Annotated in this window: 15 protein-coding genes; 6 read left to right on the top strand and 9 right to left on the bottom strand. The window is 47.4% G+C overall.

The features are described from left to right. The 8 genes from ppdK to Q0241_RS16225 form a co-directional block, all read right to left on the bottom strand. The coding region (gene ppdK, locus Q0241_RS16260; protein ID WP_299379377.1) for a pyruvate, phosphate dikinase at positions 1–2,552 on the bottom strand (2,552 nt) is incomplete at its 3' end. Between the two features lie 8 nt (positions 2,553–2,560). Beyond that, positions 2,561–4,642, bottom strand: a complete 2,082-nt coding sequence (gene glyS / locus Q0241_RS16255; RefSeq protein WP_299379374.1) for a glycine--tRNA ligase subunit beta — start codon at positions 4,640–4,642, stop codon at positions 2,561–2,563. Positions 4,643–4,646: 4 nt separating this feature from the next. Then, a complete protein-coding gene (locus tag Q0241_RS16250; RefSeq protein ID WP_299379371.1) occupies positions 4,647–5,681 on the bottom strand; it encodes a glycine--tRNA ligase subunit alpha in 1,035 nt (344 codons plus the stop codon). A gap of 107 nt (positions 5,682–5,788) precedes the next feature. Continuing rightward, positions 5,789–6,052, bottom strand: coding sequence for a hypothetical protein (locus Q0241_RS16245; RefSeq protein WP_299379368.1), 264 nt, complete (start codon positions 6,050–6,052; stop codon positions 5,789–5,791). A 162-nt stretch (positions 6,053–6,214) separates the two neighbouring features. Continuing rightward, entirely contained in the window at positions 6,215–7,111 is an 897-nt protein-coding gene (locus tag Q0241_RS16240; RefSeq protein ID WP_299379365.1) for a S49 family peptidase, read from the bottom strand. A 107-nt stretch (positions 7,112–7,218) separates the two neighbouring features. Further along, on the bottom strand, positions 7,219–8,001 hold the full coding sequence (locus Q0241_RS16235; protein WP_299379362.1) for a methyltransferase: 783 nt from the start codon (positions 7,999–8,001) through the stop codon (positions 7,219–7,221). Beyond that, positions 8,001–8,219 carry a DUF2007 domain-containing protein gene (locus tag Q0241_RS16230; protein ID WP_299379359.1) on the bottom strand — a complete coding sequence of 73 codons (219 nt, stop codon included), beginning with the start codon at positions 8,217–8,219 and terminating at the stop codon, positions 8,001–8,003. Before Q0241_RS16230 ends, Q0241_RS16235 begins: the two co-directional genes overlap by 1 nt. 315 nt (positions 8,220–8,534) lie before the next feature. Beyond that, positions 8,535–9,455 (bottom strand): LysR family transcriptional regulator, encoded by a 921-nt coding sequence (locus Q0241_RS16225; protein ID WP_299379356.1) that lies wholly within the window; start codon positions 9,453–9,455, stop codon positions 8,535–8,537. Between the two features lie 190 nt (positions 9,456–9,645). Between Q0241_RS16225 and Q0241_RS16220 the strand changes: the two genes are divergently transcribed. The 6 genes from Q0241_RS16220 (at position 9,646) to Q0241_RS16195 (ending at position 16,560) form a co-directional block, all read left to right on the top strand. Then, the gene (locus Q0241_RS16220; RefSeq protein ID WP_299379353.1) at positions 9,646–10,350 is read left to right on the top strand and encodes a glutathione S-transferase family protein; all 705 of its coding nucleotides are present in this window, start codon (positions 9,646–9,648) and stop codon (positions 10,348–10,350) included. A 502-nt stretch (positions 10,351–10,852) separates the two neighbouring features. Further along, on the top strand, positions 10,853–11,851 hold the full coding sequence (locus Q0241_RS16215; protein ID WP_299379380.1) for a polyprenyl synthetase family protein: 999 nt from the start codon (positions 10,853–10,855) through the stop codon (positions 11,849–11,851). 332 nt (positions 11,852–12,183) lie between these two features. Continuing rightward, the gene (locus Q0241_RS16210; protein WP_299379350.1) at positions 12,184–12,801 is read left to right on the top strand and encodes a LysE family translocator; all 618 of its coding nucleotides are present in this window, start codon (positions 12,184–12,186) and stop codon (positions 12,799–12,801) included. A gap of 156 nt (positions 12,802–12,957) precedes the next feature. After that, positions 12,958–13,608, top strand: coding sequence for a hypothetical protein (locus tag Q0241_RS16205; protein ID WP_299379347.1), 651 nt, complete (start codon positions 12,958–12,960; stop codon positions 13,606–13,608). Positions 13,609–13,852: 244 nt separating this feature from the next. After that, complete coding sequence (locus Q0241_RS16200) at positions 13,853–14,746, top strand: DMT family transporter (RefSeq protein WP_299379344.1); 894 nt, start codon at positions 13,853–13,855, stop codon at positions 14,744–14,746. Between the two features lie 110 nt (positions 14,747–14,856). Then, on the top strand, positions 14,857–16,560 hold the full coding sequence (locus Q0241_RS16195) for a methyl-accepting chemotaxis protein (RefSeq protein WP_299379341.1): 1,704 nt from the start codon (positions 14,857–14,859) through the stop codon (positions 16,558–16,560). Positions 16,561–16,705: 145 nt separating this feature from the next. Here the strand turns inward: Q0241_RS16195 and Q0241_RS16190 are convergent. Next, positions 16,706–16,885, bottom strand: a 180-nt coding sequence (locus tag Q0241_RS16190) for a hypothetical protein (RefSeq protein WP_299379338.1), incomplete at its 5' end; no start/stop codon positions are given.

The raw sequence follows: 16,885 nt of genomic DNA, 5'->3' as shown, positions 1-16,885 counted from the left end.
GGATCACCACCATGTTCACCACAGATACCAAGCTTGATATCACCACGGGTCTTCCGACCACGTTCTGCAGCAATCTCAACCAGCTCGCCAACGCCTTCCTGATCCAAAGAGATAAACGGGTCCTGTTCGATGATGCCATTACGCTCGTAAGCGCCAAGGAAATTACCCGCATCGTCCCGCGACAGACCAAAGGTTGTTTGCGTCAGATCATTGGTCCCGAAAGAGAAAAACTCAGCTTCTTCCGCAATATCTCCGGCACGAAGCGCGGCACGCGGTAGCTCAATCATCGTACCGACAAGGTACTTCATCTCAACACCTTCGGCGGCCATCACTTCTTTGGCAACCCGGTCAACAAGTGCTTTGAGGATCTCGAGCTCTTTCTTCATGCCAACCAGCGGGATCATGACCTCTGGCTCAACAGTCTGGCCTTCGGATTTTGATACCTGTGCAGCGGCTTCAAAAATGGCGCGGGCCTGCATTTCATAAATTTCCGGATAGGAAATGCCCAAACGACACCCACGGTGCCCAAGCATCGGGTTTGTTTCCGACATCTTTGCGGCACGCGCATGCAGCTTTTCAATCGGCACACCCGCCGCATCGGCAACATCCTGCATTTCTTCCTCGCCGTGCGGCAGGAACTCGTGCAATGGTGGATCGAGCAACCGAATTGTCACAGGTAAACCCGCCATAATCTTGAAGATCTCGACAAAATCTTCGCGCTGCATCGGCAAGATTTTATCCAAAGCTTTACGACGTCCTGCTTCATCATCAGACAGGATCATTTCACGCACGGCAACAATGCGGTCTGCGTCAAAGAACATGTGCTCTGTACGGCAAAGCCCAATGCCTTCCGCGCCAAAACTGCGTGCTGTACGACAATCATTTGGTGTTTCGGCGTTGGTCCGTACCTTCATGGTCCGGATTTTGTCTGCCCATTCCATAAGGGTAGAGAAATTACCAGACATTTCAGGCTGAATTGTTGGGATTTCGCCCAACATAACTTCGCCATTACTGCCGTCGATGGTAATGATGTCACCAGCTTTAAGTTCTTCACCACGAACAATCATGGTTTCGTTTTTGTAATCCATGCGCAGATCACCCGCACCGGACACACAAGGACGCCCCATGCCACGCGCAACCACAGCCGCGTGTGATGTCATTCCACCACGAGAGGTCAAAATACCTTTCGCAGCATGCATGCCATGAATATCTTCCGGTGATGTTTCGGTCCGGCAAAGAATAACGCCCTTACCGGATTGTGCCATTTTCTCTGCTTCATCGGCAGAGAAAACAATCTGTCCGGATGCCGCACCTGGTGATGCCGGCAAACCATGCCCAATAACGTTACGGTCTGCTTTGGGATCAAGTGTCGGGTGCAATAGTTGATCAAGCGCCGCAGGTTCAACACGGCCAACGGCCTCTTCTTTTGTGATCAAGCCTTCGTCGACCATATCAACGGCAATCTGAAGCGCCGCGGCCGTTGTACGTTTCCCTGCACGTGTTTGCAGCATAAAGAGCTTGTTGGACTGAACGGTAAATTCAATGTCCTGCATATCGCGATAGTGCTTTTCAAGGATATGACGCGTTTCATCAAGCTGCTTGAACACCTCTGGCATTGTCTCTTCCATAGATGGAAGGTCAGAGTTTTGTTCTTCTTTACCTTTGATGGTCAGGTTCTGCGGCGTACGAATACCCGCAACCACGTCTTCGCCCTGCGCATTGATCAGGTACTCACCATAGAAAGCATTTTCACCGGTCGAAGGATTACGGGTAAAGGCAACACCAGTCGAACAATCATCACCCATGTTACCAAAGACCATGGCCTGTACGTTGACCGCGGTTCCCCACGCTGCGGGGATATCGTTGAGTTTACGATAGGTCGTTGCACGGGCGTTCATCCAAGACCCGAATACAGCAGATACCGCGCCCCAAAGCTGTTCTTTCGGGTCTTGCGGGAAAGGCTGTCCGTATTCTTCTTCAACAATCTTCTTGTACTGGACGATGATACCCTTCCAGTCTTCGGCGGAAAGTTCTGTATCAAGGATCAGGCCGTTATCTTCTTTGTGAAGCTCCAGAACTTCTTCGAAGAAGTGGTGATCAACTTCGAGTACCACATCACTGTACATCTGGATAAAGCGGCGATAGCTGTCATAGGCAAAGCGTTCGTCGCCTGATACCTTCGCTAGACCTTCGACAGTGATATCGTTAAGGCCAAGATTAAGGACAGTGTCCATCATACCTGGCATAGAGGCCCGAGCACCGGAACGAACAGAAACAAGCAGAGGGTTCGCGTTGTCTCCGAACTTTACACCGACAATATTTTCAATTTGGCCAAGGGCTTTATCAACCTGACCAGACAGATCATCCGGATAGTTTCGATCATTATCATAATAGGCCGTACAGACTTCGGTAGAGATGGTAAAACCGGGTGGGACCGGAAGTCCCAGCGATGACATCTCGGCAAGGTTAGCCCCCTTGCCGCCGAGTAGTTCCTTCATGTCGGCTTTGCCGTCAGCCTTGCCATTCCCGAAACTGTAGACCCATTTGGTCATGTTCTCATCTATCCTTCTATTCGTGAGAAGTCTGCAACCTGCCCCAGGATCACACCAATCCGAGATAACAAGCACAGACGGTTTTTTCGCAAGGTCGGGTCATCATCGTTCACCGTTACCTTATCAAAAAACGCGTCCATCGGAGGTCGAAGTCCGGCAAGTGCCGCCATCGCCCCGGTGAAATCTTCACGTTCCAGTGCCTTTGTGGCTTCCTGGGAGGCTTTTTCTAAAGCCCCGTGCAACGCCTGTTCTTCAGACTGTTGCAACAACACAGTATCGACTGTCGCATCGAATACCGCTTTATCTTTTTTCTCTTCAATCCGGACAATGTTCGCTGCCCGACGGTAAGCGGCCAGAAGGTTGACCCCATCATCGGTTTTCAGCAATCCGGCAAGTGCATCAACACGGGCCAGCAACCGAACCAGATCATCTTCGTCCCCAAGGGCAAAGACAGCTGTAATCAAATCGTGACGAACCCCTTTGTCTTTCAATGCGACCTTGAGACGATCAGCAATAAAAGACATCAAACCATCTATGGTTTTATCTTCGGGTTGCGTCAATTGGCCTGTATAGGCCGAAAAGCTTGCCGCGAATGCTTGGCGCAAATTAATCTGCAAGCTGTTTTCTGTTATCAGGCGAATAATGCTAAGCGCGGCACGGCGCAGCGCAAAGGGATCTTTTGACCCTGTTGGCAACTCATCAATACCGAAAAAGCCAACCAGCGTGTCGATTTTATCAGCAAGGGCAACAGCCACTGAAATTGGCGCAGAAGGACAACGGTCAGACGGCCCAAGTGGGGAATAGTGGTCTGCAATGGCTTCGGCAACCAGTGGGCTTTCACCGTCATGCAAGGCGTAATAACGGCCCATAATGCCCTGTAATTCAGGAAATTCATAGACCATACCAGTGCTTAAATCTGCCTTGGCGAGTTCAGCGGCACGACGAGCATACACAGGATTACATCCGGTTTGCTCGGCAATGTTACCGGCAAGATCCTGCACTCGAACAATCTTTTCAGCTAATGTGCCCAGCTTGGCCTGGAAGACAATAGATTTCAGCCCATCCACACGGGTTTCAAGCTTCGATTTCTTATCTTGATCCCAAAAGAACTCGGCATCCGATAAACGAGAGGCAAGAACGCGCTCGTTACCTGAAATAATCGTTTTGCCTTCGTCTGCGGTCTCTGTATTTGCCGCAAAGACAAAACGGTTTGCCAGTTTACCGTCTTTATCAAGAACAGAAAAATACTTCTGGTGCTCTTTCATCGAAGTCGAAAGGACTTCGTGTGGCACTGTCATAAAGCGATCAGCAATACGCCCCATCAACAAAACAGGCCATTCCACCAGACCTGTGACTTCGTTCAAAAGTCCCTGATCATCTTTTAGTGTTACACCCTCGGCAACACAAAGTTCTTTAGCCTGTGTTTCGATCAGATCACGGCGCTCGTTTTCATCTACAAGTACCTTGGCAAGGCGAAGCTTGTGCAGGTAATCATCCAGATTTTTAACTTCGAACCAGTCCGGGGCCAGAAAGCGATGACCACGGGTACGGTTACAAAATTCAAGTGTCTGATTGCCAAAATCAAAAGAACCCTTGAGGGTTTCGCCCTTGAAAATCGCCAGAATAGAATGTAGGGGGCGCACCCAACGGAAAGAATTTTTCGACCACTTCATGGATTTCGGCCATGGGAAGCTCTTGATTGTTTCGACAACAATCTCGGAAAGAACTTCGGTGGTTTCCCGCCCTTTGATTTCGTTGACCACGAAGTAAAAATCACCCTTGGGTGTATTTCGGATTTCGGCCTGATCAATAGAGGTCAGACCGTTGGCCTTCATAAAGCCTTCAAGCGCCTTTTCATGCGCGCCAACTTTTGGGCCTTTTTTCTCTTCACTGACATCGGGCTGCTTTTCAGGCAAGCCATCAATAACCAGGGCCAGACGACGCGGCGTTACAAAAGCACGCGCATCGGTAAAGGCCAGGCCTGCGCCTTTGAGCTGGTTCGAAACGATATTTTTAAGATCAGCCGCAGCTTTTGCCTGCATACGCGCCGGGATTTCTTCGGAATGAAGCTCAAGTAGAAATTCAGACATACCCTTAAACCTCTTCCAACTGGGTTTTATTCCAGGCTTCGCAACATGCTTTAGCAAGATCTCGCACACGGCCAATATAGGCCTGACGCTCGGTTACAGAAATAACCCCGCGTGCATCCAGCAAGTTAAAGAGGTGACTGGCTTTTAGACATTGATCATAGGCAGGCAGCGGCAACAGGTTACCTTTGGCTTTACCATTTTTCTCGGCATTGGCTTCGCCAAACTTCAGGATGCGGGCACATTCGGCCTCGGCTTCTTTGAAGTGGTCAAAAAGCTCATCCGTCGAAGCGATTTCAAAGTTATAAGTCGAAAACTCTACTTCGTTCTGATGGAAAACATCGCCATAGGTTTTCCCACCGTCTTCAGCAGGGACACCATCCCAGTCGAGGTCATAGACATTTTCCACGCCCTGAACATACATGAACAAACGCTCAAGTCCGTATGTCAGTTCCAATGGCACGGGATTACATTCGATACCACCAACTTGCTGGAAGTAGGTAAACTGGCTGACTTCCATACCGTCACACCAAACTTCCCAACCAAGGCCCCAGGCACCCAGTGTCGGGCTTTCCCAGTCATCTTCGACAAAACGAAGATCGTGTTTGGATGAATCAATGCCAATGGCATCCAGCGACCCCAGGTAAAGTTCCTGCGAGTTTGCCGGGGATGGCTTCATAATAACCTGAAACTGGTAGTAGTGCTGCAGACGGTTCGGGTTGTTCCCGTAACGACCATCCGTCGGGCGACGACAAGGCTGCACATAAGCTGCACGCCAAGTATCTGGTCCCAAAGACCGAAGGGTTGTCGCGGGGTGGAACGTTCCAGCGCCGACTTCGACGTCATAGGGCTGAAGAATAACGCAGCCCTGACGCGCCCAGTAATCCTGTAATTTGAGAATAAGGCGTTGCACACACCTTTCAGGGTCAACAATGACCTTTGTTTTCGCCCGTGTTTTTACCGGGGAAGCCGAAGCTTGAGCCGGGCTATTAAGGTCATCGGACTTTTTTACGTCGGACTTTTTTGCGTCAGACTGGGACATATCGTTATTTGTCATTTTGCTGCAGTGCGAAATTTGAATGAACTTATAATGACCAGCATTTGGAATCAACAGCCACAATGCCGGAGTCGAGATATTTTTTGTCGCTTCTAGCCATTGCCCCCGCAAGAGCATTTGCTCTTGGCAGGAATATACGCTTTACACGCTGGACACTGGACCATATCCAGCGACCCGTTATCATCTTGATTTTCTTGACTTTGACTTGGTGTACGTCCGGTATTTTGCCGCGCGTTTTTCTTGGCACCATTACCAAGCGATTGTTCCCGTCGGCCTTTGACTTTGAAAAACAGATAAACCCCGCCAATAACCAATCCGAGTACCAGCAACTTACCTATAGAGGGTATTCCGAACATACTATCCTAACCATACCGCGTATTGCGGTGTTTTTTATTGTTTGTCGTTCAGGGGAATCCAAGACCAGATTATCCCGGATTCCATTGTCTTCAAACCGTTCTGAACAAAAATTGACCAGAACCAAAACAGTTCTCTCGAACCACCCAAGCAGTTCTTATGAGCTACAGACCGTAACGGTCCCAATGAGCGCGTTCTTCAACAGCGGCCATCACACCACCAGCAATATCAGCGGCGTTTACACCACTCAAACCTGCCAGTCCGGCCCCTTTCATAAGGGCATCACCGCCACCAAGGCCCAATTTAGCCTTCAACCAGCTACGCTTGCCTTCGACTTTGATGAGTTTAACCTTTTCACCAAATTCAAAACGCATGATCTGATGCATTGATCCCAGACCATCGATCAAACCGTACTCTTTGGCTGTGACACCTGTCCAGAATTCACCAGAAAAGATTTCTTTTTCATCAGCCTTGAGCTTACCAGTCCGGCGTCCTCGTACCCAATCCATAAAGTTTTCATGGATCTGGGTCAGAATGCCTTTCAGGCGTTTGACATCTCTGGGGCTTTCCTTTTCAAAAGGATCAAGCGTGGATTTAAGATCACCAGCGGTGCGTACGCGGCGTTCAATACCATGTTTCTTAATCAGTTCAGGAAAACCAAATCCCGAGGAAATCACCCCGATGGACCCAATCACAGATGATTCCATGGCATAAATTTCATCGGCGGCACAAGCCAGCCAATATCCACCCGAAGCGGCCACATCTTCGCAAAAAGCATAGACTTTTATTTCATGTTTATCTGCCAAGTCCCGGATCAAGCGGCCGATCAGATCAGATTGAACAGGTGATCCCCCGGGTGAATTGATCGACAGGGCAACAGCCTTGATATCATCCATCTTAAAAGCTTCGGTCAATTGATCTTCGACAGAAGCAAGAGTAAGACCAGACCGCATTGGACCTGCGGCACCGATCACGCCATGAAGCGCAACAACAGCAACCTTGGCAGGGGGATTGCGAAAACATTCGATAGGAAGTTTAGCTAATAGCTTTTTAAGCTTCATAATGTGCCTTATTAAAATTGTTCCAAAAACTTGTAACCGTTGAAAAGAAATCCCACAACCGTGAACAGTCCGACTTTGTGGACCAAAAGCGAAAAATCTTTTCGCCCTTAAAGTGGGAGTGCCCCTCCCCGTCTTAAAGCCCCGTCAATTACATCTGTATAAGAGCCATCTGTTTTGTGCAGTTTATGTCCTGCGGAAATCATCATCGGCTTCGATATTCCTCGCCGCGCCCGTACGATAACACGCTTGGCGGGCTGTCCTTCGTAAGGCCATAGCGGACAAACTTCGATTGCCCCTGCTTTTTTTTCGCGAAACACAGACAGGATTTCATCCAGACGGTCCGCCCGATGAATAATTGTTACCGCACCTTTTTGCTTCACCAATTTCAAAGCCGCCAACATCCAGTCTCGCAATGTTGCTTCACCTTCGTGATTTGCCAGCAGCTTTATTGGGTCAGGTGATGCATGTGACGACCCCTTGGGCATAAAGGGGGGATTGCAGATAACCTGATCAAAAGACCCCAGAGCCAGATCATCCGGTAACCGTAACAAGTCGCCGTTCACCAAAGACCAGCGATCGTGCAGGTGATTTACGTCTCTGTTTTTTTGCGCAATTTGAAACAGAACGGGTTGCAATTCCAAGGCTGTGACCTTTGCCTGAGGCTCTCGCCCCATCAAGCATAATCCCGCGGTTCCAACACCGCTGCCAAGATCCAGTATTTTCGCGCCTGATTTCATCTCAACCGTTGCCGCCAAAAGCACGGCGTCAATGCCCGCCCGATATCCCTTTGCAGGTTGGAAAACAGTCACTTTTCCACCAATAAACTCATCTTCGGTCAGGGCAAAATCCTTGAGAAGGCTTTCAGGAAACCTCTTGGGAAGATCCGGCATTAGATATCTCCCTCAATCTCACCTGCATCGTGTAAGATCCGACGTGCCCGCAAGGCATCTTCTTCTAACACCATAACCCTACGCTGAATAGCTCCAATGGACCCTTCGATAATAGATGCATGTTGATCCAAAACCGCGCACTCTATCCCCCCATCAGACAGCAATGCCTGAAGCCAGGAAATTTTAACAATGTCATTGGTACGATAGATTTCAATCACACTCGATAGCCCGTTAAGATCCAGTATAAAAACAACACACATCAGAACAGAACATCTTACGCAGAACCAAGGAAAGCCAGATCAGCAAAGGTCTTCTTATATTGTTCTTTGCAGGAACCTATCGTTCAAACAAGCAGGCGGCAAGAAAAGATCACAAACAACTTACCCCCACCTTCTTTACCCCCGTCGGTATTCGATCAATACACGACTAAAATTAAACATTGTTACTGAATAACCACTTCCCGTGGAAAAACCTTGCCCGTTAAAAAAATGCCGGTGAATAAGCCCTGTCGGAACATCCATTTCCGACCAATGTCAGAACTCACCCGCGAGAAGATGTTTCTTTTGGTCAATCGCCGAGGATAAAAAATCCATACAAGCCCGAATACGACCAACCTTCCGTAGATCAGGATGCGTCAGAAGCCAAAGTTCATTATCAAAGCCATCAAGTGGCGTCTTCAAAGCCAGCAAACTAGGGTCTATTGCCGCCATAAAACAAGGCAAAATAGCAACACCACCCCCATGACGTACCGCATCAGCAACCGCCAGCAAACTATTATATCGGGTTTTCACCTGCCCGTAGAGGCCATTGCGTTGCAGCCATTTATAGATCCTTAAATGAGCAAGACTTTCATCCGGGCCAATCCAGTTCAGGTCCCTTAATCCATCAAGACTTTCGATTTCACGATTACCATCCAGTAAATATTCATGATCTTGAACGCGTCCATAGATCCCGACCCGAATATCAGCCATCTTTCTACCGACCATATTATCCGGACTCTTTTTACTGGGCCTGATGGCTATTTCGGCTTCGCGTTTATTTAAATTAACCAACTCATTCGAACAGCCAATTTCAAGCTCTATGTCAGGATATGCTCTTTGTAGATCGGCAAAGACTGGGGAAAGAAAGTTTATTAACAGCGTATCCGTCGTCGTTATTCGGACCAAGCCACGTGGTTGCAGCTCTTCCCCTAAAATTTGACGCTCCAGCGCGACAAGATCATGATCGAACTGTTCTACCCTGTGGGTTATGGCTTCACCTGCGGCCGTTAAAACGTATCCGTCCCTGTTACGTTCGAACAACTTAGCTTCCAGCTTTTCTTCGATATGATTTATGTGCCGAAAAACGGTTGCATGACTAATCCCCAACAGCCGCGCAGCACCCGAAAGCGATCCCGCCTTTGCCACAGCCAGAACCGTTCGTAAATCACGCCAATATTCACCCTGTTCATTCATGCAAAGATAATTTTCATATTCATATAATTGAACTCCACAAATGAACAGATTAAATCATAACAAGCAGAAGGACAATTACCTTCCATTTAATTATGCCCATTTAATTATGCCAATCGCTCTGGATTATCCAATAACTGCGGATTACCCAATAGCTCTGGCCATAAAATTTTCCCTGAAACAGGAGAAACTGATGACAAACAATAATCAAACAAAAGAGTTCAGCGGTGGGCAAATTGATCTCGTCAGCTTTGCTCTTTGTCCTTATGTACAAAGGGCAATCATCATTCTTGATGAGAAAGAAATCCCTCATAATCGTACCTACATCAACCTGGCCGATAAACCCGATTGGTTCAAAAAGATATCTCCGCTTGGAAAGGTGCCACTATTAAAGACAGAACAGGGCGTTTTATTTGAATCAGCCGTCATCGGTGAATATCTGGACGAAGTAACAACAGGATCGCTTCACCCCATTGATCCTTTTGAAAAAGCACGTCACCGATCATGGATTGAATTTGGTTCAACAATCCTTGCTACGATCGCGGGCCTTTATAGCGCACAGGACAGTAAAGCGTTTGAGGATAAACGCGCCGTTATTACCAGCAAGTTTGAACAGCTCGAAGTTCAATTAAGGGATACGAACTTTTTTGCCTCGGATAATTTTCAGTTTATTGATGCCGTTTATGGGCCTATCTTTCGTTATTTCGATACATTCGATCTTTTTATGTCGGATAACTTTTTCGCAACCACCCCACGTGTTCTAAAATATCGACAAAACCTGTCGATACGGCCCTCTGTTATTCAGGCCGTGCCTGAAGATTATCAGAGCAGATTAATCGACTTCTTGCTCAAAAAAGATTCTCACCTTTCCCGAATTATCAACAAGAAAGCAGCCTGAACAAACTATTAGCTTGGCAACACTTACTTAGTGCCAGCCAGTAACAGGCATAGCGAGAGATCCAATCAAAGCAGGCAATCAAATAAAGAAAAGTTTTAGACAACTGATTGTCTGCTCAGATTACCTCCCCCGACTATCTGCCCCTGATCTCCAATGCCTTAACCTTTATGTTCACAATCAAAATTTTATCCATTCACCTGTTTCTTAATCATCACACTGGCATAAAAATACCGTTATCCCGCTTATAAAATGCTGTATCCGGTTTACTCCCCTAGCCCCTTCCTATAAGAACGACCTATCGGGAATAACGGTTCCGGAATAGCAATTGAGGAATTACGGTCGGGGAATACGACCGGAATAAAACATCCTTAACTTAGCTTTCATGAACCTTGGTAATTATTAGGGGAAGAACGTGGCCATTGCTGCGGATGTAAAATCTGATCAAAAAGATCCTGACGTCACCTCTGGCCCCGGATCTAAAAATAGCGGATCTCAAAACGACATGCAAAAAAACGGTGTGCCCAAGAATGGCATGGACGTCCTGATGGACCTCGTATCCGACGACTTGCAGGCTGTGAACGCCTTGATCATGAAGCATATGCAATCCAATGTGGTTCTCATTCCACAGCTTGCCGGGCATTTAATTGCTGCTGGCGGCAAAAGATTGCGCCCCTTGTTAACGCTCGCGTCAGCACGTCTTTGTGGCTACCAGGGTGATCGACATTTCGGACTGGCCGCCTGTATTGAATTCATTCATACAGCGACGCTTTTACATGATGATGTGGTCGATGAAAGTGACCTTCGTCGCGGACGCGACACAGCAAACGCCATTTTTGGTAACAAGCCTAGCGTTCTTGTCGGTGATTTTCTGTTCAGCCGTGCCTTTCAGCTTATGTCCCGTGACAGTTCTCTCGAAGTCATACGCATTCTATCAGATGCCTCTGCTATTATTGCCGAGGGCGAAGTGCAACAGCTAATGACAACAAACGATCTGGAAACAGATCGTGATGCCTATCTGGAAGTCATCAGTGGTAAAACGGCTGTTCTTTTTGCGGCATCCTGTCAGCTTGGTGCCGTGGTTGCAGAACGCCCGAAGAACGAAGAGCAGGCACTGGAAAACTATGGTCAGTATCTCGGTATTGCCTTCCAGCTTGTCGATGACATCCTTGATTATTCTGCCAAACAGGCTGCCTTGGGCAAAACTGTCGGGGACGATTTCCGCGAAGGTAAAATGACTCTGCCCATCATTCTCGCCTATGAACGGGCAAATGATGAAGAGAAAGCTTTCTGGAAGCGCGTCATTGAAAATCTTGACCAGAATGACGACGACTTGGACACAGCAATCGCCCTGTTGAACAAATACAACGCGCTTGAAGATAGCATGGCAACAGCCCGTGATTATGTTGAAAAAGCCATAACTGAGCTAAATATATTCCCGGATAGCCCCGAGAAATCCGCCCTCATTGGTGCTGTACAATTCTCAATTGCCCGAGAATTTTAAGAAAGAGCTTTAAGAGAGATTTTTAAAAGCACATAAATTCTATACACCCCAAACCATTATGCCCAAACTATTAAGCATCGAATATATCAATAACACTTAATGATATTATGGGTGGTATTAGGGGCTATTCATTTTGGACTTGTCTTTCTCGATTATCTTTTTGGCCTCCTAAGAGATAGGCAACGCCCAAGAGGTATTGTTATTTCAAAGGCATCACGATACCCTGCTTCCCGCGACACAACTCTCTCTTTATTTAGGCTACCTGTCGCAGCACTTATCACAAGAGGTCGTCAAACTTCGGTTCACCTGACCTTTCTGCAAAGGGAACAGTTATGTCCGTTGAGTTTTTGATTACATCACTTGTCGTGATCCTCATACCCGGTACGGGTGCCATCTATACCGTCGCAATTGGCCTCTCCGCAGGGCGAAAAGCATGCCTTGCTGCTGCATTCGGATGCACCTTGAGTATTTTACCTAGCCTGACCGCCGCCGCTTTCGGGGTTGCTGCAATCCTTCATACCAGCGCGCTGCTTTTTCAACTTATTAAGTTTTGCGGCGTGGCATACCTTCTCTATCTTGCGTACCAAACGCTGATGGATAAAGGCTCGATAGCGCTTGATCAAAAAAAGGATATTCCTGTCAGCAAACGAAAAATCATCTACACAGGCATATTAATCAACGCCCTCAACCCCAAACTATCCATTTTCTTCCTCGCCTTTTTACCACAGTTTGTCGATGCAAAGTCAGCAACCTGGATGATGGACACCATTACCCTTGGGCTGGCTTTCATGGGCATGACCTTTATGGTCTTTATCGTCTATGGCTTTTTTGCTGCTTTCGTCGGGAACTTTGCCTTAAAAAGCGAACGCTTTATGCGTTGGTTCCGCCGAACAACAGCTGTTGCCTTTGCCGGTTTTGGTATTCGGCTCGCGTTTGCTGACAACAGTTAAGCTTTATTCCCATTCATTGAGCTCTTTAACAAAGAGCCTGACGCCAGAAGAGTGGTTAACAACAATTAACACTCTGTCAATCAGGATGATTTATGCTGCTAAACCTGAGTGTTCGGCCAATAAAGGTGGCCAGGGGAGAGTTCGGTACGACAAGGCATGAATAAATTCAAAACCACAAAGGCGGTTAGCCGCTTAAGCATCATACTTGCTATATTAGTTCCATTGGTCTTCATCAGTATTGTCATGCTGAAAAACCAAAAGATCCCGGCTGGCTTTGAGATCGTAAAGTTTGGCGGCATTATGCTTGGTATCGCCATCGCGGTGTGGATTGCAGTTCGCATGACAGCGATGCTCGCCACCATCCTTGGTGATTGGCTTGACCGTATTCTCTCAAAAGCGCTTGGCAACAAAAAACCGGATCAAGACGAAGACAAAATCGGGTCCCACGCCAACAACGTGATTGATGCCGAAATAGTGGACGAAGAGACATCTGACGGCGTTTGGCGGAGTAGCGATACCAACGGCAAAGCAGAACCAGATTGGGCCAAGGCAACAATGGACCCGCATGCTGCCCTTTCATCAACCCAAGACATCGCGCAAAAACAAAAGCGCATTCTTGCCCCACCTTCAAAAACAACAAAAACCATCATGGTTGTGATTGCCTTTGTTGTGATCTTTGGATTAATCAGAAATTTGTTTGATGACGAATGGCTTACACTACTCGCACCTATTCCCGGATTATGGGCCATTATCAGTTTATGGCGGATCTGGGACCCCAAAAAGGTTGATAAAACAACACAGAATTAACTTGGCCCCATAGAGCTTCAACTGTCTGATACAGAAAATCCGGCTTATCCAGTTTTTCATTTAGACAATTTTCAGCTAAAGAGCATCAGCGGCCATTTGGATTAGAAAAACTAATTCATAAATATAATTTTTATCGGCTTGCCAGATTTTACAATCCCTTTAAAGTCCTCCCACGGTCAATAAACAATACAACGCAAGACCTAAGCTATATAAAGCACACGAACTTTCTGTAACAGGACACCCTATGTTTCTCGTTGAAATCGCGGCCCTTTCTGCCGCCACCTGCTGGGCCGTTGGTAGCATTGTATCTGTAATGCCCGTAGAGCGCCTTGGGACCATTGGGTTTAATCGTGTTCGCATGCTTATCGTCTTTGCCATGCTTGGTAGTTACGTCACAATTTTTGGTGGCTGGGAAACAATTCAGCAAGACCAAATTGCGGAAATCATGCTATCAGGTTTCATTGGAATTTTGCTGGGCGATACCGCGCTTTTTGCCACAATGAACAGGCTTGGCCCTCGACGCACAGCTATCCTCTTTTCCACAAATGCCCCCATGAGCACTCTGTTGGGCTGGATATTTCTGGATGAAGCTTTACCACCCATGGCGCTCTTGGGGACAATCCTTGTCATTGCCGGGGTTATTCTTGCCATTGTCTATGGTAAACGCCGCGATCAGCTTCATAAATGGGAAGCAATTAAAGGGCCGCTAATTATCGGGGTTGGCATCGGTTTGGTTGCTGCCCTAGGACAGTCGGTTGGCTCTCTTATCGCAAAACCCGTAATGGCATCGGGTGCAGATCCCTTTGCTGTATCAGCCATGCGTGTGGGCATAACAGCTATTGGTTTGGTCATTTTATGCTCTGCGCCGGTTCAAGCGTTCAAGCTAAAAACCAAACTAGACGGCCAGATTATTGCCCATATTGTTATTTCAGGCTTTCTCGGCATGTTCGTCGGGATGACTTTGATCCTTTATGCCCTGTCCAAGGGGGATGTCGGTATCGTCGCAACCCTGTCTGCCACAACCCCGGTTATTATGCTGCCCCTGATGTGGTTCAGAACCAAAGAACGCCCGGCAATCGGCGCATGGATCGGAGCTATGATCGTTGTTATCGGGACTGGCCTTATCTTTATGGGTTAGGCGAATCCCTAATTTAGTTGAATAAAACAAGACTAATTAATCCAAAAAGATATTTTTAATCTTTTCGTCATACGCTTGTATTCCTGACCTCATATGAACCGGGAAGACAAATGAATATAATAAAAAAAGCGGGGTTCCGTATTGGGCACAGATTAATCGCATTGATTGTCTTTGCTTCATTGGGCCTACTTATCGTCGGTGGCGTTTCTCTTAGCAGTTTACGAAGCGATCTTTTCCAGCAAAAACAGACAGAACTGAAACACATCATTGAATCTGCGATCAGTTTGTCTGACGGATATTATAAACGCGCCCAAGATGGGCAAATGTCAGAAGAAGAGGCTAAGAAAGCTGCTTTAACGGCGATCAACGGCATTCGTTACGGTGATAGTGATTATCTATGGGTCAATGACAAAGATTCAGTAATGATTATGCACCCGATCAAACCCGCTTTGGAAGGAAAAGACCTTAGCAAACTAGAAGATAAAAACGGCAAGCTAATCTTTCCCGCCTTTGTCGACGCTGTAAACAACTCGGAAACAGGAGCTGGTTTTGTTGATTATCTTTGGCCAAAGCCGGGATCTGAAAACCCGGTTGAAAAGCTGTCCTATGTCCAAAAATACACCAATTGGGGCTGGATAATAGGCACTGGTGTTTACATGGATGACTTTGACGCTGCCTTGTTGGAACGGACCCAACTCCTTATTGGTATCATGCTTGCTGTCTTGTTGATAACAATTGTAATCTCCGTTGGTGTCACCCGGAGCATCACATCACCTCTAGGCAAAATGACCCAAGCTATGATGGACCTTGCCCACGGCAAAACGGACACAGCTGTTCCTCAACCCAAATTTAACGATGAAATAAAAGACATGGCTTCAGCGATGGAAGTCTTCCACGCCAACGCTCTTGAACGTGAACGCCTACAGAGTGAACACGAAGAACAGCAACGCCGTGCCAATGACGAAAAAAGAGCTATGCTGGCCGAACTTGCCAGTAACTTTGAACAGTCTGTTGGTGCCCTGACACAACAGGTCGCAAACAGTGCGGTGCAATCCAGCGCAGGCGCACAGGAAATGGCTGCTATTGCCGGTGAAACCAGCAGCGAAGCCAGCGCCATTGTCGAAGTTTGTCATGTTGCGTCAAAAAGCGTTAATGCAGTCACCAATGCATCTCAGCTGTTAACAAGCTCTATTGAAGAGATCGACACACGAGTCCGCGAGTCTTCGACGGTTGCAACCGAAGCTGTTAGCCAGATTAAGAAGACAAATGAAGAGGTCGAAGGCCTTTCCGAAGCAGCGCGTAAAATTGGCGATGTTGTCGGTTTGATTTCAGATATTGCAGAACAAACCAACCTGTTGGCACTCAACGCAACAATCGAAGCAGCCCGTGCTGGTGAAGCAGGAAAAGGCTTTGCCGTTGTGGCGTCCGAGGTGAAATCTCTGGCAACACAAACGGCAAAAGCAACCGAGGAAATTTCGGAACAGATCACATCAATGCAGTCAGCCACTGGGACGGCTGTTGGGGCGATTAAAGGTATTCAAGATATTATTACCAAAATCGATGAGATATCTGGTACAATATCAGAATCAGTAGAACGCCAGAACCAAGCGACGCAAGATATTGCACAGAATGTACAAGAAGCGTCGTACAGCACAGGACAGGTTACGGATACTATCGATCGCGTTCGAAGTACTGCCGAAAATGCAAATGCTGCGGCACAGGCTGTGGAAGGTATGATTATCCAAATGACTGATAATGCAGACCAACTAGGTAAAGAAGTCGAAGCTTTTTTAAGCAAGGTTAGGGTCGCTTGATCTCCATCCCCTAACTTTTGTTTAATGAGCAGGCCCCGATAAATCCCCCCATCGGGGCCTGTTCTTTATCTAAAGCAAGCGTTTTGTAATCCACGACAGGCTTTTGTGATTCACGACAGTACCGTCACCCCATCACCCCTTTTCATCAACGCCCTACAGACCTGTTTGCTGACATATGGGCGACAAAATCCTGTCCCCCCAACAACCCAACTAAATGCGGCACCATCAGAACAATAACAATCAGCGCAGCAAACTGTACTGCCGTAGGCGAAACCCAACGGATTGTGCCCGGCACTCTGGGTCTTTTTGCCCACCACCCCGCCAA

It is taken from the genome of uncultured Kiloniella sp. (assembly GCF_937128705.1).
Lineage (GTDB): Bacteria > Pseudomonadota > Alphaproteobacteria > Kiloniellales > Kiloniellaceae > Kiloniella.
The sequence above is the reverse complement of the archived record's forward strand: the minus strand, read 5'-3'. Positions and strand labels throughout refer to the sequence as shown.

Coding starts and splice junctions, on each gene's coding strand:
- glyS (WP_299379374.1), bottom strand. CDS start 4,642: ATGTCTGAATTTCTACTTGAGCTTCATTCCGAAGAAATCCCGGCGCGT.
- Q0241_RS16250 (WP_299379371.1), bottom strand. CDS start 5,681: ATGTCCCAGTCTGACGCAAAAAAGTCCGACGTAAAAAAGTCCGATGAC.
- Q0241_RS16245 (WP_299379368.1), bottom strand. CDS start 6,052: ATGTTCGGAATACCCTCTATAGGTAAGTTGCTGGTACTCGGATTGGTT.
- Q0241_RS16240 (WP_299379365.1), bottom strand. CDS start 7,111: ATGAAGCTTAAAAAGCTATTAGCTAAACTTCCTATCGAATGTTTTCGC.
- Q0241_RS16235 (WP_299379362.1), bottom strand. CDS start 8,001: ATGCCGGATCTTCCCAAGAGGTTTCCTGAAAGCCTTCTCAAGGATTTT.
- Q0241_RS16225 (WP_299379356.1), bottom strand. CDS start 9,455: ATGAATGAACAGGGTGAATATTGGCGTGATTTACGAACGGTTCTGGCT.
- Q0241_RS16220 (WP_299379353.1), top strand. CDS start 9,646: ATGACAAACAATAATCAAACAAAAGAGTTCAGCGGTGGGCAAATTGAT.
- Q0241_RS16215 (WP_299379380.1), top strand. CDS start 10,853: ATGCAAAAAAACGGTGTGCCCAAGAATGGCATGGACGTCCTGATGGAC.
- Q0241_RS16210 (WP_299379350.1), top strand. CDS start 12,184: ATGTCCGTTGAGTTTTTGATTACATCACTTGTCGTGATCCTCATACCC.
- Q0241_RS16205 (WP_299379347.1), top strand. CDS start 12,958: ATGAATAAATTCAAAACCACAAAGGCGGTTAGCCGCTTAAGCATCATA.
- Q0241_RS16200 (WP_299379344.1), top strand. CDS start 13,853: ATGTTTCTCGTTGAAATCGCGGCCCTTTCTGCCGCCACCTGCTGGGCC.
- Q0241_RS16195 (WP_299379341.1), top strand. CDS start 14,857: ATGAATATAATAAAAAAAGCGGGGTTCCGTATTGGGCACAGATTAATC.